Raw genomic sequence first — 24,340 nt, forward strand, 5'->3', positions numbered from 1 at the left:
ATATTGATCCGGGCATTTTTTAGGTGTTCCGCCGATGACACGCTTCATCATCCGACGCATATCGACCCGTTCGACATATGTTAAAAACATATCCGACACACCTCCCCACGTAACGATCGACGCTGCGTTCCTGCAATATATCCCAGTCCAAAGGGCCATGATGCCGCCACGGGAGAATCCGAGGATATGAATGTGATCCTTGTTCACCCTGGGATGCTGTTCAAGAAGATTGAATCCTGATATCGCATCGAATYGATCTTCGCCTCCAAAATCCTCATCCCCCTCCCCGCCTTGATTTCCACGGTAAAAAGGAGCAAAAACGATGAAACCTTCTACAGCATACTGCACGATCCTTGCAGGCMTCACCTTTCCGACATTTTTAATCCCGCCGCGTAAATATAAGAAGGCATCATGTATTTCGCCATCAACCGGTTCAGCCAGCAAACCTTTTACCTTCAGGCCTTGTGATATGTACGTAACTGAATAAAGATGGATTCGTGGATGCGGTGATGGAAACCGCTGTTTTGAAATAATCGTTCCGTTCTCCAATTTCCACTCTCCTTTCTCTTTATTCTTATTGTAAAACATCCGCTTGTTTTTATCCCCTGAGAGGCATTCACATTTTTTTCTTCCGTTCATACGATAATGTAGGCAAAATACCCATATATCAAGGAGGAAGGCATTTTGAAAAAATGGTGTAAAGCAGGTGTCGTATTTTTACTTCTGTGCGTGCTGGTGATCCCGCTTGGCGCATGCGGCAACAAAGAACAGGAAACAACGAAGGTAAGGGTTGCCGAAGTAACCCGCTCCCTTTTCTATACACCGCAATATGTCGCTATCGAAAAAGGCTTTTTTAAAGATGAGGGCCTCAGCATTGATTTGAAAACGACGGCAGGCGGCGACAAGACGATGACCACGCTTCTTTCCGATGGCGCGGATATTGCTCTCGTTGGCTCCGAAACATCGATTTACGTTCAGGCACAAGGCTCGAATGACCCCGTCATCAACTTCGCCCAATTAACACAGACGGATGGAACGTTCCTTGTTTCACGTGAAAAAATTGACAACTTCAATTGGGATATGCTGAAAAACTCTACATTCCTAGGCCAGCGCAAAGGCGGGATGCCGCAAATGGCCGGCGAGTTCGTATTGAAAAAACATAACATAGACCCGAAAAAAGATTTGAACCTCATCCAGAACATTGATTTCGCGAATGTCGCAACTGCCTTCGCTTCCGGAACCGGCGATTTCGTTCAACTGTTCGAACCAACGGCCAGTGTGTTTGAAAAAGAAGGAAAAGGCTATATCGTCGCTTCTTTCGGCACCGAGTCCGGTCATCTTCCATATACAGTTTATATGGCTAAAGAAAGCTATTTGAAAGAAGACAAAGAGACTGTCGAAAAATTCACGAGGGCCTTGAAGAAAGCACAAGATTGGGTTCAGGAAAACGATGCTGCCGAAATTGCCGAAGTCATTCAGCCGTATTTTGAGGATACCAATCTCGAGACGATGGAAACAGTCATCAACCGCTACAAAGAACAAGGATCCTTTGCCACCGATCCCATTCTTGATGAAGAAGAATGGAACAATCTGCAAAACATCATGGATGAAGCAGGCGAGCTTCCATCACGTATAAGCCATGAAGAGCTGGTCAATACCGACTTTGCTGAAGAAGTCACAAAATAACATAGCAAAAGGTAAGGAGGATGTCCGATGAGCTTTTTAAAAATCCAAGACATTCACCATACTTATTTTTCAAATCAGACGGCAGCGACCGCACTTGCGGACATTTCCCTCGACATTGAAAAAGGTGAATTCGTCTCTTTTCTAGGTCCGAGCGGCTGCGGAAAAACCACCCTGCTTTCCATCATCGCCGGGCTCTTTCCGCCCACTTCAGGAAAGATCCTGCTCGAAAACAAACCGCTGAAAGCCAACAGCGACCTTTCAATCGGCTATATGCTGCAGCAGGATTATCTATTTCCATGGAAGACGATAGAAGAAAATATCTTATTAGGATTGAAACTGATTAAAAAAGATGAAGGACTTGAGAGAATAAAAACGCTTAAACTTTTAAGTGACGTTGGATTGGGAGACACCGGAAAATTATATCCGCGCGAACTATCGGGAGGAATGAGGCAAAGGGCTGCACTGGCACGGACACTGGCAGTCGACCCAAAAATCCTTTTGCTTGATGAACCGTTTTCAGCTCTTGATTACCAAACCAAGTTGAAGCTGGAAGACCTTGTTTTTGAAACCCTGAAATCCTTCGGAAAGACAGCCGTGCTCGTCACCCATGATATCGGTGAAGCCATTGCGATGAGTGACCGCATCTTTCTGTTTTCCGCGAATCCGGGAAGCGTGCACAAAACCTTCAAGGTGCCCGATGAATTGCGTGAACTCACGCCTTTCCATGCACGCAACCATCCGCAGTATCCAATGCTATTCCAAACGATCTGGAAGGAGCTTGAGAGCCTTGAATATTGAACAGCTTCATAACCAATATAAAACCTCATTAAAAAAAGAAAACAGGCTCATTCGTTTTTATCAGATCCTGATTTTCATCGTTTTTTTCACCAGTTGGGAACTTTTATCCAGGAAGGAACTGATCGATCCGCTCATCTTCAGCTCCCCGACTAAAGTGTGGCATCTTTTCATACAGAAATTGGGTGACGGAACCCTGCTATCCCATTCCGGAGTGACGCTATTCGAGACCGTTCTCGGCTTTATCATAGGAACACTGCTTGGAACGATCCTGGCATCCCTGCTTTGGTGGTCGCCAAGATTATCCAAAACACTTGATCCTTATCTCGTCATTTTAAATGCGATGCCGAAAGTGGCACTCGGCCCCATCATCATCGTAGCATTCGGCCCTGGATTTCCATCCATCATCTCGATGGGGGCGATCATCTCCATCATCATCACCACCATCGTCGTCTACACTGCATTTCGCGAAGTGGACCCGAACTACCTGAAAGTACTCCAAACTTTTGGCGCCACAAGAACACAAGCTTTTCGGGAAGCCATATTACCCGCATCCTTCCCAACGATCATCTCGACATTGAAAGTGAATGTCGGCCTCTCCTGGGTCGGCGTCATCGTAGGGGAATTCCTTGTTTCGGCCAAAGGACTCGGCTACCTAATCATTTATGGCTTTCAAGTCTTCAACTTCACCCTTGTAATGCTTGCCTTGATGATCATTGCCGTCTTTGCCACAATCATGTATCAACTAGTCGAACTGCTCGAGCGAAAATTAATCAAAGACTGACCAAACTGCCGATAACCCTCGGCAGTTTTTCACTCATGCTGAGTTAAAACATGAATGTAGTTGGATTCGGCGATTTACTCGTGAGTTTCGATGTTTTACTCGTGAATTTCCACGATTTACTCGTGAGTTTCCACCATTTACTCGTGAGTCGGACTTTTACTCGTGGGTTATCGCGATTTACTCGTGAGTTTCGGACTTTTACTCGTGAGTTTTCGTGATTTACTCGTGAATTCTACCGTTTTACTCGTGAGTTCCTGACATTCACTCGTTTCTTTGCAAAGTGCCATCATTCAGTCTCGATAAGCTCAACGGTACAATCTCATCTTTCATGATGAAGCTAAACTCCTCACCGAGTACATCCGGCAATGATTCCATAAAGATCGGGCCATCCGTTTCCAGGTAATTCTGTTTCTTCTCTATTTCACGCAATTCGGCATAGTATATTGATTTAACGAATGGCTTCACTGGATCATGCACTTTATATTGTCCCAAAAACTGCAGCTGGCCCACCAAGCCTCCTGTTTCTTCATAAACTTCCCGTATGGCCGTTTCTTCAATGGATTCCCCTGCTTCCCGTTTACCGCCAGGGAACTCGAATCCCCTTTCTCTGTGTTTGGTCAATACCCACCTGCCCTTATATCGGCTTAGCACAAAAACATGCCAAGGCTCTCCAAAGACAGGATTCTCGGAGAATTCGACCTTATATCCGTTCTTATCAAGAAATCGTTTCATTTTTCCCCTTCTCTCCGTATAAGAAATGGTGCTATGCTCCTTGTTTCATTATATGGGTAAAAAAAATCACTATCCAGCGGGAATCTGCATTACATCAAAAAAACGATGGACCCTCAATATTCGAGGCCATCGTCTGTTGGTTTTGCCTGTAGTATTCCCATGCTTTCTATATGCCGTCTTCCTTCTTCAGTTCCCAGGGCGTAAATCATTTCGTAAATTTTTTGAAGGGTGATATCCTGCTTATCATTTTCACGGTCAAAATGATATTGAAGGTATGGGACATGTGCCCGGTAGAAATTTTCTTCCCCTATTGAATAATTGTAATCAAATAATTCACGTAATTTGATGATTTCATTATCTGTCGCCTCGATTTCGAAGTTCCATGGAGAACTTTCCCTATCTTGTGTTATCTGGCCATTCGGAAGCCAAATGTAATATTTTTTCCTATCTTCAGACACATTCATCCACCCTTTCCATATATCCTACGCTTATTTTTCACGTATTTCCCCACTTCATACGATGGAAAATTTTGTTTACAGAAGAACAAAGATGTTAAATAATAGATTAAAGTATCTTTCAAAGGGTAAAACATATAATAAGCCCAAGCATCCCTTAAGATTTTTATATGCACCCAGAGGTTTTTTTGATAACCTACATATAAAGAGATAACGGATTTCTAATAAATGTGAGGTGAAAGTTTTGAAGTTAATTGAAGAATTATACAATATGTACCGTGATAAGATGACTGGTGATGAAGAAGATATTGATATGCTTACGTTTGCGGTTCTGGAACAGCTTGACCGCAAGGAAATTTTCGAATTGCTTCAAGAGATGGATGATCAGGAACTAACCAATTTAATGGGCCTTTACATTATTGAAACGTTAAAAGGGAAGTTTGCTCAAAATAGTTTGAGCGACACGAAACCTACACATTTTCCGCCTAGGAATATTCATTAAATACATACCATGTCAGGTGTCCCTCTTTTGATGGATGCCTTTTTTATAGGTTTAACCAAAAAAAAAAGCCCTACCGAAGCAGGGCTTTTCCTAAATCTTAATGTCCTAAATACGCACGCAGCATCCAAGCATGTTTGTTTAAGCTTTTCTTCATGCCTGTCAGCATATCGGCCGTAACCGGATCTTCTTGTTCGGCAACTTCGATGATTTCCAGGAACTCTTCGGAAAGCTTTTCAAAATCACTTATGACGCTTTGGACCATATCTTCTGTATTTTCATTACCTGTCGCTTCTTCGATCGTCGTTAATTCCATGTACTCTTTAAGGGTAGCAACCGGCTTTTCACCAATGGCCAATAGTCTTTCAGCCAATTCGTCATAGTTGGATGTCACTTCTTTATATAACTCTTCCAATTTTTGGTGAAGTTCAAAGAAGTGCGGTCCATTCACGAACCAATGGTAATTATGAATTTTTGTATAAAGAACACTGAAGTTTGCTATTTCCTTATTCACTAAAGTTCCTAATTTTTTCTGAGCCATAAATATCTACCTCCGTAAGTTGGTTATACCTTTATAATTCCCTCTATTCGAAAATTGAAACATTATCTGACTCGGTTCTTATGCTAAAATGAATCTAAATTGTGAACGTTAGGAGCTGTAAAGTATGATTACGGTTTTAGTTATCTCCATTATTGTGATTCTGATTGTATTGGCACTATCGGTCTTAACCATCGGAAAAGGTTACAGCTACAAGCATACAGTCGATCCGGTCAAACTTTTGCCAGAGGATGAGGGAAAAAAAGAAGAACCCGAAAAATGAAAAAAGTTCCTGTCACAAATGGACAGGAACTTTTTTATTAACCGAAAACTTTATGAAGATCTTCTTTATCTTGTGCAAGCCAGAAATTCATTAATTTCTTAGCTCCTTCAAGATCATGCAATTTTGCTTGGCCGCATTGTTTTTCGTTTGCAGCAGGAATTTCGGTAATTGTAACAGCATCCTTGAATGTATCTTCAAGAACATCGATGATTTCCGTCACAGTCGGCTCGCCGCTGACCACAAGGTAATATCCTGTTTGACATCCCATTGGCGAAATGTCGATAATATCAAAGTGATCGAAGCGCTCGGAATGCTTACGGATATTGAATGCAAGCAAATGTTCCAGGGTATGGATCGTGTCCGGCTTCATCGCTTGTTTATTCGGCTGGCAAAAACGGATATCAAATTTATTAACAACACCGTCTGTTCCTACCTTATGGACACCGCAATGTCTAACATATGGGGCTTTAACAGCGTTATGATCTAATTCAAAGCTTTCAACTGAAGGCATTTAATTCACTCCTTAATTGTATGTCATCTCTATTTTACCTTGAATAACAATATATTTCATCCTTTAAAATTAATTCTCATTATATCAATCGGATTGCCAATAGGCTCATTCCTTTTTTACCCTTTTGGGAAATATAGAAAATATGCTATAATTGAGGGTAGTCAATTTACTCGAAAAGAGCTGAAAGCATCGTGCTGAAAAAAATAGTAATGGGAGTCATCCGTTTTTACCAAGTTGCCATTTCTCCATTAAAACCGCCCACCTGCCGTTTTTATCCAACTTGTTCCCATTATGGTTTGGAAGCGGTCAATCGTTTCGGACCTATAAAAGGAAGCTGGTTAGCACTCATCCGGATTCTTAAATGTCATCCGTTTCATCCTGGGGGCATTGACCTTGTTCCCGAAAAAAAAGAAAAAAGTAAGGACCAATAGAAAAAACCCTTGCTTTCCTTTGCAATCTTTTGTATCATACAGAAGTCAAATCGTAATCATTTCGTTTTTACCATATAAAATTCAAATCGTAATCAATACGAATTATAAAGGAGCATATCATATGAAAATTCGAGCATTGCTCTCCCTTTTCCTTGTTACTGCGGTATTTCTGTCAGCCTGCGGCAACTCAAATGGAGAATCGAGTAAAGAAGAAACCAAGGATGCCTTGGATATATATACGACGGTTTACCCTTTACAATACTTCACTGAGGCCATTGGCGGGGAGTATGTGAATGTCGAGACGGTTTATCCTCCAGGAACGGATGAACACTCATTCGAGCCTTCTCAAAAAGATATTGTGAAAATGGCTGAATCAGACCTGTTTTTCTATATTGGCTATAATCTTGAAGGCTTTGTAACCAAGGCTGAACCAATTCTAAGCAAAGAAGGCGTCAGCACAATTGCCGTGGGCGAAACGGTTCATCTTGATGAAGAGGAGCATGAGCATGAAGACGAACATGCACATGAAGAAGATGGTCATGACCATGGGGGCGTTAATCCGCATTTGTGGTTAGATCCCGTCTATTCCATTGAAATGGCTAAAACCATCAAGGACGAATTAACGAAAAAAATGCCGGAACAGGAAGAATATTTCAACAGACATTTCAATGAGCTTTCCGAAAAGCTTGGGGCACTTGATAAAAAATTCGCGACGACGATCGAGTCGGGCCGTACCAATAAGATCATCGTTTCCCATTCTGCATATGGTTATTGGGAGGAACGCTACGGATTGGAACAAATTGGCGTCACGGGACTAACGTCTTCAAACGAACCTTCTCAAAAGGAACTGGGGAAAATCGTAACCATGGCTGAAAAAGAAGACTTGAACTATGTCATCTTTGAGCAGAATATCAGTTCTAAACTTACCGAAATCATCCAAAAGGAAATGGGAGCGAAATCACTTGAGCTCCATAACCTTTCCGTGTTGACGGAAAAAGATATCGAAGCTGGCGAAGATTACTTCAGTTTAATGGAAAAAAACGTCAAGACACTGCAAACTGCCTTGCAATAGACGAGAAAGAAGCGGCTCCCTTTGGATTCGCTTCTTTTTTGTACCCGGTACTCTAAAGAGTTCTTGGAGTTTCGGTTCCTGACAAAGCATGATAGCTTCCTGTTCTTGAGCAACCTATGATAAGCTTTAATTATTACAATTTATGGAATAATTAAATGTAAGCTTAGAGAGGGGAAAATATGAAAAAGATCATAAATGTAAGCTTAACGTTTCTACTCCTATCGATGCTAGTTGCTTGCACGGATGAAAAAGATGATTACGCTAGAATTCATCCGAATCTTTTGCCTAGTGAGGGTCACATATATTCGCTCCAAGCCGTTGGTAAAGAAATTACATTTGATTTACTAGAAGAGAGTAATATAACCAATGTGGGTCCAATTACAAATGAAGCATCTTACGAGTCATTGAATGAGCAATATCCAAAACTTGATTTAAAGAAAGAACCTGCATTCATCGTGTTTGATGAAAATGGTTTGGTTTTAAAAACATATGATTATGAAGAGATGATTGATTTTTTACAAAATCCTGAAGAGTAATTCTATCGGGAACGATAAAGAAGAAGGGAACCCCTTTCAATGGGGTTCCCTTACGTTAGTTATTCCTTTAAATACTTCTCACGGATCTTTTCCATTTTCGTCATCAATTCGGTTCCAATCGTGGATTCGAATTCCGGATAGATGACGGTCATCTCATCCATCCATTCTTTCTTTTCCTCATCTGACAGTGTATAGATGTCGATATTCGATTTTTGCTGGATTTCCCTTAGCTGTTCCTGATTCAATTCATTTGATTTGATCCATAGCCATTTCGTTGTATCATCCATCGCCCGTTGGATTTGCTGCTGAATATCCAACGGGAGTTTGTTCCAAAACTGCTCGTTTATCATGACTACATACCCTAAATAGCCATGATCACTGATCGTTAAATACTTTTGCACTTCATATAATTTCTTGGAATAGATATTCGAAATCGTATTTTCCTGGCTGTCCGTTTCGTTGATTTCAAGGCTTTTAAACGTTTCATTAAACTCCAGGACAGAAGTTGTCGCTCCAAAATGCTTGAATTGGCTTTCCAGGACTGCACTTGGCATGATTCTGAAATGCTTTCCTGCAAAATCACTTGGATGCCGTATCGGCTTACTGCTTGTAATCTGTTTATAGTTATTCGACCAAAATGCGAGTCCTTCGATATCGATGATATTCAGCTGCTTAAGCAGCTCTTCCCCCACTTCCCCATTCAACGCTTCCTGCAAGGCCTCATCCGTTGGAAAGACGTAAGGGAGGTCCAATAGCATCCATTTCTTTGATATGCTCGTGATTTTAGATGCAGTCGGTGCAATCATCTGCACCTTGTTTTCTTGTAATGCCTCAATCTCTTCCTGATCACTATATAATGACTGATTAGGATAAACTTCTATTTTGACACGATGGTCTGTATATTCATCGACAAGTTGGGCAAATCGGTTTGCAGCCAGCCCTTTAGGTGTATTTTCGGCAACGACATGACTGAACTTAATCACGATTTGGTCCTTCATCCCGACCTGCTCCTCATCCTTCGGCAAATTGAAACCGAAGCTTGTAAAGAACGATTGAAACGATATATACACGGCTATCAACAGCCCCAAGCCAATTAACAAGAAATACCCCCATAATGCACGCATACCGACAACTCCTCACCGCTCACTTCACATTATCACTATTCTATCACAGCTTTTTGCTGTCGTAATACACTGCGCGAAAAATAGCGAAAAGTGATAGAAATTCTGTTACTATTAAGTATAGAAGTAATGGAGGAAAACCAATGGATAAATCCTTTCATATGCCCATTCAAATTAAAATCACCCTGCTATCATTCGTAATCGTCGCTTTTTCGATACTTATAGGCGGGATTTTTATATTCGGAAACATCGTTTCGGTCAGGGAAGATGAAATCGGCAAACGATCCATGATCACAGCCCATACCATTGCCGAACTCCCTGAAGTACAGAAATTGGTCCGTGAGCCTGAAGGATGGACGCAGCTTAATCCGATTATTGAAAACTTAAGAAAAATCCATCAAGCGGATTATATAGTTGTACTTAACAATCAGCATATACGCTATTCCCACCCGGTGTTCAGTCAATTGGGGACCCCATCCAGCAGCAGTGATGAAAGCGCTGCGTTCGCTGAACACGAATACCTTTCAAAGGCTGCTGGCGAACTTGGCATTTCCGTCCGCGCCTTTGTCCCGATCCTCGATGGAGATAGAGAGCAAATCGGCGTCGTGCTGGTCGGGAATATCCTGCCTACGATACCGGAATTAATCAAGGACCTGAAAGGCGAAATCGCGATTATCCTGGTCCTTACCCTTCTATTCGGTGTTTGCGGATCTTGGCTCATGGCAAAAAGGATAAAAAAAGAAACCTTCCAACTGGAACCCCATGAAATTTCACGGATGTTGGTTGAAAGGACAGCCGCTTTCAATGCCATGCATGAAGGGGTCATCGCCATAGATAATAATCAGGCCATCACGATTTTCAATGAAAAGGCTAAGCAGATATTCAAGATCGAAGGTGCGGTCATAGGCAAGAATATCAATGATATCATACACGATACCCGTCTCCCGGAAGTACTCGATCGGACATCTCCCATCTTCAATCAGGAAATCTCCGTTCAAAACAGGAATATTGTAAGCAACCGGGTACCGATAAAGATTGCGGATAAAACGATCGGTGCCGTGGCCATTTTCCAGGATCGCACCGATGTGACGAAGCTAGCTGAAGAGTTGACTAGTGTCAAAGCATTCGTTGAAGCCCTGCGCGTTCAAAACCATGAACATATGAACAAACTTCATACGATAGCAGGATTGATCCAGCTAGGTAATCTTGACGAAGCGCTGCATTACATTTTTCAGATCACGGAAGAACAAGAGGAATTGACCAGGTTTTTAACGAAGCACATTCACGATGATAATTTAGTGGGGCTGATATTAAGTAAGATCTCCTTGGGTCGGGAACTCGGGATCGAGCTCATCATGGACAAACACACAAAATTGGACCGCTTCCCCGCTGGTTTGGATCATCACGATTTTGTTTTGATAATCGGAAACCTGATCGAAAACTCATTCGCAGCGCTAAAGTATTGTTCAGAGGAAACAAAACAGGTTTATCTATCCATCTACCAGGATGAACGTCATTGTCAAATCGTGCTTGAGGATAATGGACCCGRCATTCCCGAGGACATTCATAAAGATATATTCGAGTATGGTTTTACAACAAAAGGTGCGGAAGGATCAGGAATTGGTCTTTATCTAATAGACCAAATTGTAAAAAAAGCGAACGGCGAAATGAAATTCACGACACGCCCTAATGAGGGAACAAGCTTTTTTCTTTCTTTTCCGATGCATGATATAGAGGAGAACCAAAATGACTAACGAAATTCGTGTACTATTAATTGAAGATGACCCAATGGTCCAAGAGGTCAACAAACAGTTCATCGAGCGCCTGCCTGCCTTTAAAATCGTTGATACAGCTTCAAATGGGCTTGAAGGTCTGGAAAAAATCAGGCAGTCTAAACCCGACCTTGTCATTTTGGACATCTTCATGCCATCTTTAAATGGGGTTGATACACTTTATCAAATTAGAAAAGAGCAAATTGATGTGGATGTCATCATCATTTCAGCGGCAAATGATCAGAAAACGATTCGAAAAATGATACAGAACGGGGCTTTTGACTATTTAATCAAGCCATTTAAATTCGATAGGCTAAAACATACGCTGGAACAATATTATGCTTTTCGGATGGAGGTTGAACCTGATCATCAAATTTCCCAAAATCAGCTCGACCGAATCCTCTTTCAAAATAAGACACATTCTGAAGCGCGTCCGAAATATGATGTTCCGAAAGGATTGAATGGCGCGACTCTTGAGCAAGTGACGAAGTTCATAAAGACCCAGCCTGGGTCACTATCGGCAGAAGAAGTGGCTGATGGTATTGGAATCGCAAGAGTTACAGCTAGGCGCTATCTTGAATACTTGCATGGCGAAGAAGTCCTTCAACTTGACGTACAATATGGCAGCATAGGCCGTCCAGTCAATAGGTACCGGCTAAAAAAAACTTAACCGCATGGGGACCGGCTTGAAACGGTTCCCTTTTTACTTTCATTCTTTACGCACCTGTCTTCCGGTCATATAGGCCCCACTTTCGCTTCAAAAGAAACAGCTCGCACTCCTTCAAAGCCGTCACTTCTTTTATGACATAGTCAGACATGCCCCTTCTTAGTAGAATTTCCGCAATAAGGTACGGTTTTTTCATACACTCTCCCCTCCTTTTCCCTTTGGTTGCCCTTCTTTTCATTCATTATACAAAATAATCCAGTAAAGGAAAAATAGACAAAGCCCCATTTTCCGAAAAAATTATGTTTTATCGGGCCATTTAAATGGTTTTTCAAAAAAATCTGCAGACAAATTAAAAATGTTCAGGTTGATTTCAGTCAGCCGTACCCTTTCCTCCGACTGTTAGTATCCTATTAAAATCATGTTCCAAAAGGGTGGGGTTTCCGTCCAATAAAGTACTAATTGGGTAAGTTGCATAGATCGTGGAGTAAAAGGAGATATGATCAATATTTGATCAAAAGAGGTGGGCCGTGCACCTCCTTTGATTTTTCATTTGAACAGTTTACTATATGTAGTCAATTCCTTTAGCCGCTTTTCATTGATGGCAAAACCGATTCCAGCTTTATCGGGAACTTGGATCATGCCATTTTCGACGATGACTTCAGGGTCGATTATATCTCCATCCCAATAACGGGATGAAGATGATATATCCCCGGGAATCGTGAACCCCTTTAATGTGGCAAGTGCAATATTATGTGCACGTGAAATGCCAAATTCAATCATACCGCCGCACCAAACGGGCACATCATTTCCCAGGCATAGATCATGGATTCTTACAGCTTCCATCCAGCCGCCGACTTTAGCCATCTTAATGTTTATGACCCCACAGCTCTGGAGCGACAGTGCACTTTTTGCATCATGAAATGAATTTATGCTTTCATCAAGGCAAATGGGTGTCTGCAGCTGTTTCTGCAAAAATGAATGTTCTACAATGTCGTCATGCCCCAGCGGCTGCTCAATCATCATCAGCTTAAAGTCATCAAGCTTCTGCAGATGCGGGATGTCATCAAGAGTGTACGCTGAATTGGCATCTGCCATTAACGGGATATCGGGATAGGCCCGACGGATTTCCGCTAAAAACTCCAGATCATTTTGAGGATTTATTTTTATTTTATATCGCTGATAACCGGAATCGGAAAAATCCTCGATCTGGCGCATCGCATCTTCTATATCATTCGATGCAATGACTACGCCAGCGGCCACTTCCCTTCGTTCGCCGCCAAACAGCCGTCCGAGGTAGACTCCTTTCTGCTTCGCATACAAATCGAGGATTGCCTGCTCTAAAGCCGACTTCGCCATTGCATTCCGCCTGATTCCGCTCCATAAGTTCGGCAGCTCATCAGGATGACTGATCTGACTGGCCAGTGTCAGCGGGATTAAGAAGTCTTCCAACATATGAAAGCATGTTTTGGTCGTTTCCTCGGTATACCAAGGACTTGTAAAAGGCACAGCTTCCCCGTATCCAATCAATCCGTCTTCATCCATGGCTTCGACTATTATCACTTCCCGGTCGCTTACCGTTTCAAGATGCGTCTTGAATGGACGCTTTAAAGGGGCCTTAATGAGCTTTAGGAAAATGGAGGATAACTTCATTGCCATTCCCCCATCTCCTTCTTCAGTTCCCGTCTAAGAAGCTTGCTCGCTCCATTCCGGGGAAGCTCCTTACAAAATATCACGTTCCGGGGAATCTTATAGGATGCCAAATACTCCTTGCAATATTCGAGCAGTTCGCTCTCACCTAGCTCTGCACCTTGATGCAGGACAACAAAAGCAAGCGGGATCTGTCCCCATTTTTCATCTTCTGTCCCCGTCACTCCCGCTTCGAACACATCGGGGTGCGTACTAAGGACATTTTCAATCTCGGCCGGGTAGACATTTTCACCGCCGGAAATGATTAAATCCGAGCGTCGGTCAAGCACATATAAAAAACCTTCCTCATCGAGATAACCAAGGTCCCCAGTATAAAGCCATCCATCGATAATGGCCTGCTGTGTAGCATCCATCCGATTAAAATAGCCTTTCGTCACATTCGGACCCGATACGACGATTTCACCCACTGCACCCGGTTCACACATCGTGCCGTCTTTCTCAATCCGTAACTGCGAAGGAAACAAAGGCTTTCCCGCAGAGCCGATTTTTGTCATGCTATATTCCGGTGCCAGCGTCACAATCTGTGAAGACGTTTCGGTCATCCCATATGTTTGATAGACGGGAATCCCTTTCTCCTTACATACCTCAAGCAAATGGACGGGTGCAGGGCCGCCGCCCAACAGGAAACAGCGGAAGGTTTTTGGATAGCTTGTTCCCTTCATATCCTGCACCATCCTATTCAGCATCGCCGTCACGACCGAAATGATCGTCACGCCATTTTCCTGGATGCTCCGGTTTGCTTCCCGTTCATCGAAACGTTCCGCCAAAACGACTTTCATGCCATAAATCACATTTTTCATCAAGATGGATAAACCGCTAATATGAAAGATCGGAACCGCACAATACCAAGAATCTTCTTCATGCAATCCAAGGTTCAAAACAGACCCTACGGCACTCCACCAATGGTTGCCGAATGTTTGGATCACCCCTTTTGGATTTCCTGTCGTGCCAGATGTATACATGATCGTAGCGGTATCCTCAAGGTAAAACTCTTGAAGTATCCCTGCTGTGCCTTCATCCGGCAATTCTTCCATTAAGTGAAGCTTCAAATCCGGGAGAATCTCACCAATATCAGCGAGTTTGCCGGAGAAGGACTCTTCCGAAACCAGATAGGCAGTTTTGCTGTCCTCGATCTGCCAGGACAGCTCTTTTGCCGTTAGCTTATTATTCAGCATCACAATCTTCACACCGAGATGAAATAGTGCATGGATAACGACAACACCATCAATATGGTTACGGAGCAAAACCGCGCATGAATCGCCAGCGCCCAGACCAATGCTTGAAAGCCTTCCAGCCATCTTCTCCGATAAAGTATACAGTTCAAGAAAGCTATACGTATGACCTTCAAACTCAATTGCCGGGCGATCCGGTGAAAGATGCGCCCGATTTTTAAGCCAGTTCGGCAACTTTTCTTCTGCCATTACTGCTTCCCCTCTTCCTTTTTGATATAGAAAACAGCCCGGCGATTTTCCGCCAAGCTGTCAGTCTCATCGATTCACGCGTTTCATTAAGGGAAACGAGGGAATTGCCCAAAGTCCGGAGTGCGTTTTTCTTTGAATGCATCGCGGCCTTCTTTTGCTTCTTCTGTTGTATAGTATAAAAGTGTAGCGTCACCAGCCAATTGCTGAAGACCTGCAAGGCCATCCGTATCAGCGTTCATTGCCGCTTTCAGGAAACGAAGTGCAGTCGGGCTCTTCTCAAGCATTTCTTCACACCATTTAACCGTTTCCGCTTCTAATTGGTCTAAAGGCACGACCGTGTTGACCAATCCCATATCCAATGCTTCCTGTGCATTGTATTGACGGCATAGGTACCAGATTTCACGCGCCTTTTTATGACCCACGATACGTGCAAGGTAGCCAGAACCATAACCAGCATCAAAGCTTCCTACATTCGGTCCAGTTTGTCCGAAAATTGCATTGTCAGCAGCAATCGTCAAGTCACATACCACGTTCAAGACATTACCTCCGCCAATTGCATATCCTGCCACCATGGCTACGACTGGTTTTGGAATGACGCGGATCAAACGTTGCAAATCAAGAACATTTAGACGCGGAATGTTATCTTCACCCACATATCCGCCATTTCCGCGGACTTTTTGGTCTCCGCCTGAACAGAATGCTTTGCCGCCTACACCTGTTAAAATAATGACACCAATGCTGGAATCATCACGCGCCCTTGCAAATGCATCAATCATTTCAGCAGTCGTTTTTGGCGTGAATGCATTATGTACATGCGGTCGATTGATGGACACTTTCGCAATCCCGTTATATTTTTCATACAAAATCTCATCATATTCACGTATTGTTTCCCATTGAATCGTCACATTAATTCCTCCTTTTATTTCGCTTTAAAAACTCACTTATTATTTTACCAAACTTTTCTCCAACTTCCACATGAATCGCATGTCCCGCATCATTTATTATTTTCCATTCGGCGCGCTTCAGCTCTTTTTTCATCGAGTCCGCTATTCGACAAAACTTATGGTCAAGTTCACCGGTTACAAGGAGCACCGGGAAATCAAGGGTTTGCAGTTGTTCCCAGTAAGAAGCCTGACTGCCGGTCCCCATGCCAAGAAGGCTATTGGAAAGGCCGGCAGGGTCATTTTCCAACCGCTGCTCCCGAATGGCCGACCTGGTTTTGGCCGACAACCGTTTTTGGCTTTCAAACAGCGGGATGTTTTCCCATTGATCCACAAACGCTTCCATGCCATTTGCAAGAATCCGTTCGGCAAGCCTCCGATCATTTCCCCTTCGGATTTCCCGTTCCTCTTCTGTTAAAAGACCTGGTGAAGCACTCTCCAGTATCAATGTATCAACATATTCAGGATACAAACAGGCAAATCCCAATCCGAGCCTTCCGCCCATCGAGTATCCAAGAATATGGGCTTTCGGGAAATGTAACACATCCAAAATATACTTGATATCCTCAGCCACATTTTCCAGCTCATACCTTCGATAGTCGGCTGGTGATGCAGACATGCCATGTCCGATGATGTCGACCATGATTAGCGTATACCTGTCACTCAGTAGCGGGATGAGAAATTTCCATGTATCCCGATTTCCCGTAAATCCATGCAAAAGTACAAGAGGATCCCCATTTCCCGTTATTTCAACAGCATAATTGACATCCTTGCTGACAATATTCATGATATTTCCCTGTCTAACACCATTTTTATTTCCTGGGAAACAAAGCTCCACAAATTTCGATGCTTTTGCAGATTGGACTCTCTTTCTGTCGGCACTTCGATGATTTTCAGACCTTGAATTTCGAACGACTCTGTAAATACCTTCTCGAACTCATCCCAATTTTGCACCTTGTTGTATTTACCGCCATAAAGCTGGGCAGTATGTGAAAAATCAAGCCCATGAGGCGTGCCGAATAGCGTTTCGAAATGTTCCCTCTCATTCGCCTGCGGCAAGAAGGAAAAAATGCCGCCGCCATCATTATTAACCAGCAAAATCGTGATATTTTGTTTTTGAAGTTTTGCTGCAAGCAAGCCATTCATATCATGGAAAAAGCTTAAATCCCCGATTGCCAGCACTGTATTTTTCGATACCGTGCTCACGCCAAGTGCAGTGGAAACGACACCATCGATGCCATTCGCCCCACGATTGGCAATGGTTTGGATTCCCTTTCCATTATTCAAAAAGAAAGTATCCAAATCACGTATAGGCATACTATTCCCGACAAATAACGTCGACTCCAATGGCATCATATCAGCAAGCAAAGCGAACAGCTTGCCTTCGCTTAACTCCGCTTCATCCCTGACGGAGGCTAAGGCATCCTTCGTCGCCCCGTTGACGGTTTGCCATAAGCGAAGCCATTCATCATCAGGGGAAGAAGTAATGCTTTCAGCTATTCCCAGACAAAAATCTTTCTCTTCGCTGTAAATCATATTCGTTGCCAAACCGGCTGGTTCGCGCCAGCCTGCTCCGCCATCGACGACCAAAGTAATCGCCTGTTTTTGTTTTTTCATGAATAACAATAACGGTTTAGAAACAGGCATTGCCCCGAATCGCAAGATCACTTCCGGCCTGAATGCCGCTTTGGCCGTTTCATCGCGGAGAAACGTATCGTACGCATCAATGATGACGGCTTTATCATGACTTCCGCTCCTTAACTGTGAAAGGGGATCAGCCAGTACCGGAAAAGCAAGTTTTTTCGCTAATGCGACAATGGCTTCCTTCATCTCTGGATGCGGTAATTCGCCACATACAATGATACCTTGCTTAGCTTTTGACAATGTAGTTGCAACCGCTTCTAATTGTGAAGCGGACAATGACCGTTCTCCACTGTCAATCAACACTGCAGGCGTCCTTTTATTTTGCCGGTACTCCTTTGCTTGCTCCAGGTCCGGAATCAATGGTTCTCGAAGCGGGAAATTCAAATGTACAGGCCCTGCCGGTTCAGCGGCCGCAGTAGCCACTGCCCTTGCACCGACCGTTCTGGCATACCGCATCATCCCTTCAGTGCTTTCAGGAAGAGCCATTTCGACAAACCATTTTACATGTCTCCCGTAAAGGTGTATTTGATCGATCGCCTGCGGGGCTCCGACATCACGCAATTCATGCGGACGGTCAGCGGTAAGTACAATAAGCGGCACTCTTGAATAGAAAGCCTCGATGACGGCTGGGTAATAGTTTGCAGCGGCTGTACCGGACGTACAAAGAAGTCCGACAGGTTCTTTTAAGGCCTTAGCCAAACCAAGGGCAAAAAAAGCAGCCGAACGCTCATCCACATTAATATGAATTTCGATATCAGGATGTTCCACTAGCAGCAAAGCCAGTGGCGTGGATCGTGAACCTGGGCTCACCACCACATGCTTCACCTCATTTTGTGCAAGCTCATCGACGAATGAAGCAGCATACGCTGTCAATGCATCTCGGTCATTCATTAAGATTTCCTCCTAAAGCACTTAACATCGGATTGAATTTAATCCCCGTTTCCAGGAATTCACTTTCGGGTGTCGAATCTTCCACTACTCCGCATCCGGCAAAGAGCGATGCCTCATTGTTCTGTATCAGGGCAGAACGTATCCCTACAGCGAATTCCCCGTTCCCATACGTATCCACCCAGCCTAAAGGACCCGCATAAAATCCGCGTTCCAGACCTTCCAATTCCCGTATTCGGACAACAGCCTTTTCTTTTGGAAGTCCGCCCATGGCAGGTGTGGGATGGAGGTTCTCGACAAATTCAAAAATCGTGACACCTTTCTTGGATATACCGCGAACCGGTGTGTACAAATGCTGGATATGACGGTTTTTCATAAGTGTCGGTCCGGCTGGGACCATCACCTTTTCGCATACAGAATCAAAAGCATTGGATATCATCGACACGACATATTGATGCTCTTGTAAATTCTTTTGGTCATGAAGCAATTCTTCACCAAGACAAACATCTTCTTGCTCATCTTTCCCTCGCCGCATCGATCCGGCAAGGCAGGTAGAAAAGACTTCATTTCCCTGTTTCTTAATCAAACGTTCGGGAGTGGCACCGACAAAACAGTCACCACCAGCCTCCAAACTGAAAATATAACTCAATGGCTGCTCAGCAATCAATTGTTCAAGCACTTTCCCTGAATCGATGGAACGTTCAAAACCAAGTCGAAGCTCCCTTGCCAAAACAATCTTGTCAAGATCTGTCGTCTTGATTTCCTGAACAGCCTCTGCGACCGTCCGCTTCCATTCCTCAGGTTCGACTTCTCTCTGCATAACAAGGGAATTTGCACCCAATCCATTGCCATCCAAGCTTTCGAAGAGGAAAGCTTCCCGTTCATTTATCATATCTATGAAGAGTTTTTCTGAATCATCAGGCGAACAAAGTAAGTTTGTCGTTAAGTAAGCTTGTTTCCCCACTATTGACAGCATGAAGGCAGGTATATAAAACAGGTTGTCCCCGAACTGATTCCAAAGGAGCGTACTGTCAGTTTCATAATCAAAAGAAAAGCCCCCAAACAGTAAAGGACCTGTCGCTTCTACATCGGTCACTCCTGTTTTGACAGCATCATTCTGCAGTTTGATCCAGCTCTTTTCGACTTCTCTATAACGTTCGGCATTCGATGCCGCTTTGAGTTTCTTAACATTGCCTAAACCGGTGATGGTTATTTCCTTTGCAGGGTCCTCCCAGAAAAAGCGTTCACCTGCATACCGTTCTCTTCCAGCTTGATAAAATGAAAGGGGGCTGTTGCATTTAATCTTCTTAATATGACTGAATAGAACTTGATCATTCAAGTCCTTCGCCTTTTGTATAGCTGAAGCCAGTCCCTGAAACTGTTCAGTTTCCTCTGAGATAGCCAAAAAAATCCCCCCAAATGTACATTTTAAAAGCTATTTAACCTATTTAAAGATACACCTCCCTTGAACCTCATGTCAATAAAACGCCCCTTTACCGAGCGATTCTTCCCTGCTTTTTTCCTTATTATATGAATCTTAGCGAATGTAGAGAAATACCCTTGATTTTGGAAATGAATCACCCATGAATTTCAATTACACCCATACCCACTTTTCCTGCATTTATTAGGATAACCTTTTGTGCAACATTTCAATATTTGTTATAATTTCGAGAGAACCAATAATGATTTTGAGGAGAGAAATAATGCAAACAGAATACGACGGACTTCCCCTTAAACGGACCTGGAAGATTTGGTGGGAGTTAATTCGTCCACATACACTAACCGCAGCTTTTGTCCCAGTCTTACTTGGAACTGTGATTGCACTTTTGGAAGATGGAGTGAATTGGTTACTATTCGCTGCCATGATGGTTGCAAGTATCCTGATTCAAGCTGCAACCAATTTATTCAATGAATACTATGATTTCAAGAGAGGCCTGGATACGGAGGAATCCGTAGGCATCGGAGGCGGGATCGTCCGTCATGGGATGACCCCCAGACTAATCATGAACTTGGCCCTTGGCATGTATGCCATCGCCTTGATCATTGGAATCTATATCTGTGCCGCATCGTCTTGGTGGCTAGCTGCAGTAGGCCTCGTTTGCATGCTTGTCGGCTATCTTTATACAGGCGGTCCCCTGCCCATTTCATATACACCGTTCGGGGAACTTTTTTCTGGATTGTTCATGGGCTTTTTGATAATCCTGATCGCCTTTTTCATTCAAACCGGTGATGTTTCTTCAACAGCCATCTTAATTGCCATTCCAAGTGGGATACTGGTAGGGCTGATCAACTTATCCAATAACCTCCGGGATCATGACGGGGATAAGGCACATGGCCGCAAAACGATGCCAGTCGTGATGGGCAGGAAAAACGCCCTGACATTCATGGCAATCATGTTCGCTTTCTCTTATCTATGGCTTGTTGGGCTCGTTCTTACCGGAAGCGTTACGGCTTGGATTCTCCTTGCCTTCCTTAGCATACCGAAGGCAATGGCCGCAATAAAAGGCTTCGTAGGTAAAACACAGCCGATCACGATGGTGCCGGCAATGAAAGCCACTGCCCAAACGAACACCTTCTTTGGTTTACTCATGGCCATTGGATTATTCATCAGCTATCTTATATAGTCTCCGGGGACTGAGCCCATCCGCTCAGTCCTTTTTTCTATCTTCCGTTCCATATTGTTTTCCTATACTCCGATTCGGGTAATAGATAATACAACCACCTTACCAATATAAAAAGAGATTTGGACTTTAGTTTAGAAGGAGTGAATTGGATATGGCAACGAAACAACAAACGCAAAAATTAAAAAAAGAACTGCTTCAGGAAAAAAATGAGCTATGTAATAGAATTCAAAATGATGAACAATCCGTTCTGGATAAAAGCCAGACGGAATCCGTAGGTGAATTATCATCCTATGATAATCATCCTGCAGACCTAGGGACCGAATTATTCGAGATGGAACGGAATCAAKCACTCGATGAGCATGCACAATCCGAAATGGAGAAAATAGAAGAAGCTTTGAAAGCCATGGAAGAAGGATCGTATGGCCATTGTAAAACCTGCAATAAAGAAATCCCCATCGAGAGGCTTGAAGCGATCCCAAGCACCCTCTACTGTGTCGAGCATGCCCCAGAACGAACGCTTTCACAAGACAGGCCAGTGGAAGAGGATATACTGATTCCATCCAAGGGTGATCATTTTGAAAATCGTCATGGAATCGAAATGGCGGCTAAAGAAGATAGCTTTGGTGAAGTGGCCAAATTCGGTACATCAGAAACGCCATCTGATTATACCGGTGATCATGACAATTACAATGATCTTTATAAAAACGAGGATGAAACGGATGGATTTCCTGAAGACTATGAAGGATTTGCAGCAAATGATATCGAAGGAAAAACGAGAGTGGATATACCGAACAAAAAGCAAAAGGAATATGAAGATACCCTGAAAGAAGAAAATATAGAATCCCAACTTGGAGACATTCCCTATAAACAAAAAGATGGTTATATCAAGGAAAATAAATGAAAAAAAGAAGCATACATGAATGTATGCTTCCTTTTTTGTTATGACCCGTACGGGATTCGAACCCGTGTTACCGCCGTGAAAGGGCGGTGTCTTAACCGCTTGACCAACGGGCCAACTGGCGGAGAAGGAGGGATTTGAACCCTCGCGCCGCTCGCGCGACCTACACCCTTAGCAGGGGCGCCTCTTCAGCCTCTTGAGTACTTCCCCATGGCTCCGCAGGTAGGACTCGAACCTACGACCGTTCGGTTAACAGCCGAATGCTCTACCACTGAGCTACTGCGGAACAATATGAATATGGTGGGCCTAAATGGACTCGAACCATCGACCTCACGCTTATCAGGCGTGCGCTCTAACCAGCTGAGCTATAGGCCCATATTTGGAGCGGGTGAAGGGAATCGAACCCTCATCATCAGCTTGGAAGGCTGAGGTTTTACCACTAAACTACACCCGCGAAATGGGGCGACTGATGGGAATCGAACCCACGAATGCCTGAACCACAATCAGGTGCGTTAACCACTTCGCCACAATCGCCGTAATTTTGTAAGATATGGTGGCTCAGGACGGAATCGAACCGCCGACACAAGGATTTTCAGTCCTTTGCTCTACCGACTGAGCTACTGAGCCACATATGTATTCAATTTAAATAATGGCGGTCCCGACGGGAATCGAACCCGCGATCTCCTGCGTGACAGGCAGGCATGTTAACCGCTACACCACGGGACCTAATAATTGCGGGGACAGGATTTGAACCTGCGACCTTCGGGTTATGAGCCCGACGAGCTACCGGACTGCTCCACCCCGCGACGGTAATAATGAAACGATTAGCATCAAGCTTTCGTGAATATTGTTTCGTCCGCATCCTTTATGTAAGGTTGTTTTAAAACAACTTGCTGCTTTTAGAAAAAATGGAGGAGGTAGAGGGATTCGAACCCCCGCGGGATTTGACTCCCCTGTCGGTTTTCAAGACCGATCCCTTCAGCCGAACTTGGGTATACCTCCACGGCTTAAAAAAATGAATATGGTGGACCTTGTAGGACTCGAACCTACGACCGGACGGTTATGAGCCGTCTGCTCTAACCAGCTGAGCTAAAGGTCCTTATATTTATTGGTAGCGGCGGAGGGGATCGAACCCCCGACCTCACGGGTATGAACCGTACGCTCTAGCCAGCTGAGCTACACCGCCAATATAATATAAGTTTCTGATTGAAAAATGGTGGAGCCTAGCGGGATCGAACCGCTGACCTCCTGCGTGCAAGGCAGGCGCTCTCCCAGCTGAGCTAAGGCCCCATTCATTAAAAATCACGTGGTCGGGAAGACAGGATTCGAACCTGCGACCCCTTGGTCCCAAACCAAGTGCTCTACCAAGCTGAGCTACTTCCCGCAATAAAAACATGGTGCGCCCGGCGGGAGTCGAACCTACAACCTTCTGATTCGTAGTCAGATGCTCTATCCAATTGAGCTACGGGCGCATATTTATGATGGTGCCGAGGACCGGAATCGAACCGGTACGGTAGTCACCTACCGCAGGATTTTAAGTCCTGTGCGTCTGCCAGTTCCGCCACCCCGGCACATACGAAAAGTGGAGCGGAAGACGGGATTCGAACCCGCGACCCCAACCTTGGCAAGGTTGTATTCTACCACTGAACTACTTCCGCATGAAAGATGCGGGTGAAGGGACTTGAACCCCCACGCCTTGCGGCGCCAGATCCTAAGTCTGGTGCGTCTGCCAATTCCGCCACACCCGCATATAAATGGTGAGCCATGAAGGATTCGAACCTTCGACCCTCTGATTAAAAGTCAGATGCTCTACCAACTGAGCTAATGGCTCGTGCTTGTACTATCTTAAAAAGTGGTGCCGGCAAGAGGACTTGAACCCCCAACCTACTGATTACAAGTCAGTTGCTCTACCAGTTGAGCTACACCGGCAGGTGTAAAATGGTGGAGGATGACGGGATCGAACCGCCGACCCTCTGCTTGTAAGGCAGATGCTCTCCCAGCTGAGCTAATCCTCCATATAAAACCTGCTTGGCGACATCCTACTCTCACAGGGGGAAACCCCCAACTACCATCGGCGCTGAAGAGCTTAACTGCCGTGTTCGGAATGGGAACGGGTGTGACCTCTTCGCTATCGTCACCAAACAATGTTAACATTTTTTCAAGACATATATTATTATAACGTCTTTTTGAGAAAATGCAAGAAGAAATTTTCATTCCTTCAAAACTAGATAATAAGAAGGTATTTCATTTTTTAAAAAGCGTTGGTTAAGTCCTCGATCTATTAGTATCAGTCAGCTCCACATGTCACCATGCTTCCACCTCTGACCTATCAACC

Annotated in this window: 25 protein-coding genes, 21 tRNA genes and 1 rRNA gene; 12 read left to right on the forward strand and 35 right to left on the reverse strand. The window is 44.0% G+C overall.

The genetic code is table 11. The annotated features are described in order from the left end of the window. Nucleotides 1-588: alpha/beta hydrolase family protein (locus tag AC1DVB_RS16590; RefSeq protein ID WP_477590060.1), on the reverse strand; the 588-nt coding region annotated here is incomplete at its 3' end. 96 nt (nt 589-684) lie between these two features. On the opposite strand from AC1DVB_RS16590, the gene AC1DVB_RS16595 reads away from it, so the two are divergent. The 3 genes from AC1DVB_RS16595 to AC1DVB_RS16605 are packed head-to-tail and all read left to right on the forward strand — an operon-like array spanning nt 685 to nt 3,265. After that, a complete protein-coding gene (locus tag AC1DVB_RS16595; RefSeq protein ID WP_063595925.1) occupies nt 685-1,686 on the forward strand; it encodes an ABC transporter substrate-binding protein in 1,002 nt (333 codons plus the stop codon). A 27-nt stretch (nt 1,687-1,713) separates the two neighbouring features. Beyond that, a complete protein-coding gene (locus tag AC1DVB_RS16600) occupies nt 1,714-2,484 on the forward strand; it encodes an ABC transporter ATP-binding protein (protein WP_057279181.1) in 771 nt (256 codons plus the stop codon). Beyond that, nucleotides 2,474-3,265, forward strand: a complete 792-nt coding sequence (locus AC1DVB_RS16605; protein ID WP_230134856.1) for an ABC transporter permease — start codon at nt 2,474-2,476, stop codon at nt 3,263-3,265. Before AC1DVB_RS16600 ends, AC1DVB_RS16605 begins: the two co-directional genes overlap by 11 nt. A gap of 261 nt (nt 3,266-3,526) precedes the next feature. Here AC1DVB_RS16605 and ytkD read toward each other — a convergent pair whose 3' ends face one another. Both ytkD and AC1DVB_RS16615 read right to left on the reverse strand, forming a co-directional pair. Next, complete coding sequence (gene ytkD, locus AC1DVB_RS16610) at nt 3,527-3,997, reverse strand: RNA deprotection pyrophosphohydrolase (protein WP_377331485.1); 471 nt, start codon at nt 3,995-3,997, stop codon at nt 3,527-3,529. 113 nt (nt 3,998-4,110) lie between these two features. Further along, nucleotides 4,111-4,461: a hypothetical protein gene (locus tag AC1DVB_RS16615; protein ID WP_048686500.1), complete on the reverse strand. Its 351-nt coding sequence runs from the start codon at nt 4,459-4,461 to the stop codon at nt 4,111-4,113. 226 nt (nt 4,462-4,687) lie between these two features. On the opposite strand from AC1DVB_RS16615, the gene AC1DVB_RS16620 reads away from it, so the two are divergent. Further along, entirely contained in the window at nt 4,688-4,954 is a 267-nt protein-coding gene (locus tag AC1DVB_RS16620) for a DUF6154 family protein (RefSeq protein WP_372464619.1), read from the forward strand. Nucleotides 4,955-5,051: 97 nt separating this feature from the next. Here AC1DVB_RS16620 and AC1DVB_RS16625 read toward each other — a convergent pair whose 3' ends face one another. Further along, nucleotides 5,052-5,492 (reverse strand): Dps family protein, encoded by a 441-nt coding sequence (locus AC1DVB_RS16625; RefSeq protein ID WP_048686502.1) that lies wholly within the window; start codon nt 5,490-5,492, stop codon nt 5,052-5,054. A 124-nt stretch (nt 5,493-5,616) separates the two neighbouring features. On the opposite strand from AC1DVB_RS16625, the gene ytzI reads away from it, so the two are divergent. Continuing rightward, on the forward strand, nt 5,617-5,772 hold the full coding sequence (gene ytzI / locus AC1DVB_RS16630) for a YtzI protein (protein WP_239859620.1): 156 nt from the start codon (nt 5,617-5,619) through the stop codon (nt 5,770-5,772). Nucleotides 5,773-5,809: 37 nt separating this feature from the next. On the opposite strand, the gene AC1DVB_RS16635 is transcribed toward ytzI, so the two are convergent. Next, complete coding sequence (locus tag AC1DVB_RS16635) at nt 5,810-6,283, reverse strand: S-ribosylhomocysteine lyase (RefSeq protein ID WP_034310515.1); 474 nt, start codon at nt 6,281-6,283, stop codon at nt 5,810-5,812. A gap of 209 nt (nt 6,284-6,492) precedes the next feature. Here AC1DVB_RS16635 and yidD point away from each other — a divergent pair, with 209 nt between their 5' ends. The 3 genes from yidD (at nt 6,493) to AC1DVB_RS16650 (ending at nt 8,322) form a co-directional block, all read left to right on the forward strand. Continuing rightward, a complete protein-coding gene (gene yidD, locus AC1DVB_RS16640) occupies nt 6,493-6,714 on the forward strand; it encodes a membrane protein insertion efficiency factor YidD (protein ID WP_206758824.1) in 222 nt (73 codons plus the stop codon). A gap of 121 nt (nt 6,715-6,835) precedes the next feature. After that, nucleotides 6,836-7,786 carry a metal ABC transporter solute-binding protein, Zn/Mn family gene (locus AC1DVB_RS16645; RefSeq protein ID WP_477590064.1) on the forward strand — a complete coding sequence of 317 codons (951 nt, stop codon included), beginning with the start codon at nt 6,836-6,838 and terminating at the stop codon, nt 7,784-7,786. A gap of 179 nt (nt 7,787-7,965) precedes the next feature. Next, the gene (locus AC1DVB_RS16650; RefSeq protein WP_239859623.1) at nt 7,966-8,322 is read left to right on the forward strand and encodes a hypothetical protein; all 357 of its coding nucleotides are present in this window, start codon (nt 7,966-7,968) and stop codon (nt 8,320-8,322) included. 59 nt (nt 8,323-8,381) lie between these two features. On the opposite strand, the gene AC1DVB_RS16655 is transcribed toward AC1DVB_RS16650, so the two are convergent. Next, nucleotides 8,382-9,446, reverse strand: a complete 1,065-nt coding sequence (locus AC1DVB_RS16655; protein ID WP_098185808.1) for a DctP family TRAP transporter solute-binding subunit — start codon at nt 9,444-9,446, stop codon at nt 8,382-8,384. Nucleotides 9,447-9,586: 140 nt separating this feature from the next. Here AC1DVB_RS16655 and AC1DVB_RS16660 point away from each other — a divergent pair, with 140 nt between their 5' ends. Beyond that, nucleotides 9,587-11,197 carry an ATP-binding protein gene (locus AC1DVB_RS16660; protein ID WP_477590066.1) on the forward strand — a complete coding sequence of 537 codons (1,611 nt, stop codon included), beginning with the start codon at nt 9,587-9,589 and terminating at the stop codon, nt 11,195-11,197. Then, nucleotides 11,190-11,885, forward strand: a complete 696-nt coding sequence (locus tag AC1DVB_RS16665) for a response regulator (protein ID WP_095679333.1) — start codon at nt 11,190-11,192, stop codon at nt 11,883-11,885. The genes AC1DVB_RS16660 and AC1DVB_RS16665 overlap by 8 nt, the downstream gene beginning before the upstream one ends. Nucleotides 11,886-11,931: 46 nt before the next feature. Here AC1DVB_RS16665 and AC1DVB_RS16670 read toward each other — a convergent pair whose 3' ends face one another. The 7 genes from AC1DVB_RS16670 to AC1DVB_RS16700 form a co-directional block, all read right to left on the reverse strand. After that, nucleotides 11,932-12,078, reverse strand: a complete 147-nt coding sequence (locus tag AC1DVB_RS16670; protein WP_230134915.1) for a hypothetical protein — start codon at nt 12,076-12,078, stop codon at nt 11,932-11,934. A 350-nt stretch (nt 12,079-12,428) separates the two neighbouring features. Next, a complete protein-coding gene (gene menC / locus AC1DVB_RS16675) occupies nt 12,429-13,532 on the reverse strand; it encodes an o-succinylbenzoate synthase (RefSeq protein ID WP_230134919.1) in 1,104 nt (367 codons plus the stop codon). Next, complete coding sequence (locus tag AC1DVB_RS16680) at nt 13,529-15,010, reverse strand: o-succinylbenzoate--CoA ligase (protein WP_230134914.1); 1,482 nt, start codon at nt 15,008-15,010, stop codon at nt 13,529-13,531. Before AC1DVB_RS16680 ends, menC begins: the two co-directional genes overlap by 4 nt. An 86-nt stretch (nt 15,011-15,096) precedes the next feature. Next, nucleotides 15,097-15,909 (reverse strand): 1,4-dihydroxy-2-naphthoyl-CoA synthase, encoded by an 813-nt coding sequence (menB, locus tag AC1DVB_RS16685; RefSeq protein WP_370029151.1) that lies wholly within the window; start codon nt 15,907-15,909, stop codon nt 15,097-15,099. A gap of 7 nt (nt 15,910-15,916) precedes the next feature. After that, on the reverse strand, nt 15,917-16,738 hold the full coding sequence (gene menH / locus AC1DVB_RS16690) for a 2-succinyl-6-hydroxy-2,4-cyclohexadiene-1-carboxylate synthase (protein ID WP_328118975.1): 822 nt from the start codon (nt 16,736-16,738) through the stop codon (nt 15,917-15,919). Beyond that, a complete protein-coding gene (menD, locus tag AC1DVB_RS16695; protein WP_477590069.1) occupies nt 16,735-18,486 on the reverse strand; it encodes a 2-succinyl-5-enolpyruvyl-6-hydroxy-3-cyclohexene-1-carboxylic-acid synthase in 1,752 nt (583 codons plus the stop codon). The genes menH and menD overlap by 4 nt, the downstream gene beginning before the upstream one ends. Further along, the gene (locus AC1DVB_RS16700) at nt 18,479-19,888 is read right to left on the reverse strand and encodes an isochorismate synthase (protein ID WP_230134911.1); all 1,410 of its coding nucleotides are present in this window, start codon (nt 19,886-19,888) and stop codon (nt 18,479-18,481) included. The genes menD and AC1DVB_RS16700 overlap by 8 nt, the downstream gene beginning before the upstream one ends. A gap of 298 nt (nt 19,889-20,186) precedes the next feature. On the opposite strand from AC1DVB_RS16700, the gene AC1DVB_RS16705 reads away from it, so the two are divergent. Together AC1DVB_RS16705 and AC1DVB_RS16710 are read left to right on the forward strand one after the other, a co-directional pair. Next, the gene (locus tag AC1DVB_RS16705; RefSeq protein WP_063574831.1) at nt 20,187-21,107 is read left to right on the forward strand and encodes a 1,4-dihydroxy-2-naphthoate polyprenyltransferase; all 921 of its coding nucleotides are present in this window, start codon (nt 20,187-20,189) and stop codon (nt 21,105-21,107) included. Nucleotides 21,108-21,258: 151 nt separating this feature from the next. Further along, complete coding sequence (locus AC1DVB_RS16710; protein WP_477590072.1) at nt 21,259-22,008, forward strand: TraR/DksA C4-type zinc finger protein; 750 nt, start codon at nt 21,259-21,261, stop codon at nt 22,006-22,008. Nucleotides 22,009-22,049: 41 nt separating this feature from the next. Here the strand turns inward: AC1DVB_RS16710 and AC1DVB_RS16715 are convergent. From AC1DVB_RS16715 to rrf, 22 genes are all read right to left on the reverse strand, one after another. Next, a tRNA-Glu gene (locus AC1DVB_RS16715) sits at nt 22,050-22,121 on the reverse strand. A gap of 3 nt (nt 22,122-22,124) precedes the next feature. Further along, nucleotides 22,125-22,215: transfer RNA gene (locus tag AC1DVB_RS16720), tRNA-Ser, on the reverse strand. Nucleotide 22,216: 1 nt separating this feature from the next. Further along, a tRNA-Asn gene (locus tag AC1DVB_RS16725) sits at nt 22,217-22,291 on the reverse strand. 12 nt (nt 22,292-22,303) lie between these two features. Then, nucleotides 22,304-22,380, reverse strand: a tRNA-Ile gene (locus AC1DVB_RS16730). A 5-nt stretch (nt 22,381-22,385) separates the two neighbouring features. After that, nucleotides 22,386-22,459, reverse strand: a tRNA-Gly gene (locus AC1DVB_RS16735). A gap of 4 nt (nt 22,460-22,463) precedes the next feature. Then, nucleotides 22,464-22,539: transfer RNA gene (locus AC1DVB_RS16740), tRNA-His, on the reverse strand. A gap of 17 nt (nt 22,540-22,556) precedes the next feature. Continuing rightward, nucleotides 22,557-22,632 (reverse strand) — tRNA-Phe (locus AC1DVB_RS16745). Between the two features lie 23 nt (nt 22,633-22,655). Then, a tRNA-Asp gene (locus tag AC1DVB_RS16750) sits at nt 22,656-22,731 on the reverse strand. A 6-nt stretch (nt 22,732-22,737) separates the two neighbouring features. Continuing rightward, nucleotides 22,738-22,811: transfer RNA gene (locus AC1DVB_RS16755), tRNA-Met, on the reverse strand. A gap of 103 nt (nt 22,812-22,914) precedes the next feature. Further along, nucleotides 22,915-23,007, reverse strand: a tRNA-Ser gene (locus tag AC1DVB_RS16760). 20 nt (nt 23,008-23,027) lie between these two features. Continuing rightward, nucleotides 23,028-23,104, reverse strand: a tRNA-Ile gene (locus AC1DVB_RS16765). A 10-nt stretch (nt 23,105-23,114) separates the two neighbouring features. Then, nucleotides 23,115-23,191, reverse strand: a tRNA-Met gene (locus AC1DVB_RS16770). 28 nt (nt 23,192-23,219) lie between these two features. After that, a tRNA-Ala gene (locus AC1DVB_RS16775) sits at nt 23,220-23,295 on the reverse strand. A 17-nt stretch (nt 23,296-23,312) separates the two neighbouring features. Continuing rightward, nucleotides 23,313-23,389: transfer RNA gene (locus AC1DVB_RS16780), tRNA-Pro, on the reverse strand. An 11-nt stretch (nt 23,390-23,400) separates the two neighbouring features. Next, nucleotides 23,401-23,477: transfer RNA gene (locus AC1DVB_RS16785), tRNA-Arg, on the reverse strand. A gap of 10 nt (nt 23,478-23,487) precedes the next feature. Next, nucleotides 23,488-23,576, reverse strand: a tRNA-Leu gene (locus tag AC1DVB_RS16790). 12 nt (nt 23,577-23,588) lie between these two features. Next, nucleotides 23,589-23,663 (reverse strand) — tRNA-Gly (locus AC1DVB_RS16795). 8 nt (nt 23,664-23,671) lie between these two features. Then, a tRNA-Leu gene (locus AC1DVB_RS16800) sits at nt 23,672-23,753 on the reverse strand. A 7-nt stretch (nt 23,754-23,760) separates the two neighbouring features. Further along, nucleotides 23,761-23,836, reverse strand: a tRNA-Lys gene (locus AC1DVB_RS16805). Between the two features lie 22 nt (nt 23,837-23,858). Continuing rightward, nucleotides 23,859-23,934: transfer RNA gene (locus AC1DVB_RS16810), tRNA-Thr, on the reverse strand. Nucleotides 23,935-23,944: 10 nt separating this feature from the next. Next, nucleotides 23,945-24,020 (reverse strand) — tRNA-Val (locus AC1DVB_RS16815). A gap of 11 nt (nt 24,021-24,031) precedes the next feature. Further along, nucleotides 24,032-24,147 (reverse strand): 5S ribosomal RNA (gene rrf / locus AC1DVB_RS16820). Nucleotides 24,148-24,340 lie beyond the last annotated feature (193 nt).

The sequence above is a fragment of the Peribacillus sp. P4_D6 genome (assembly GCF_056401795.1).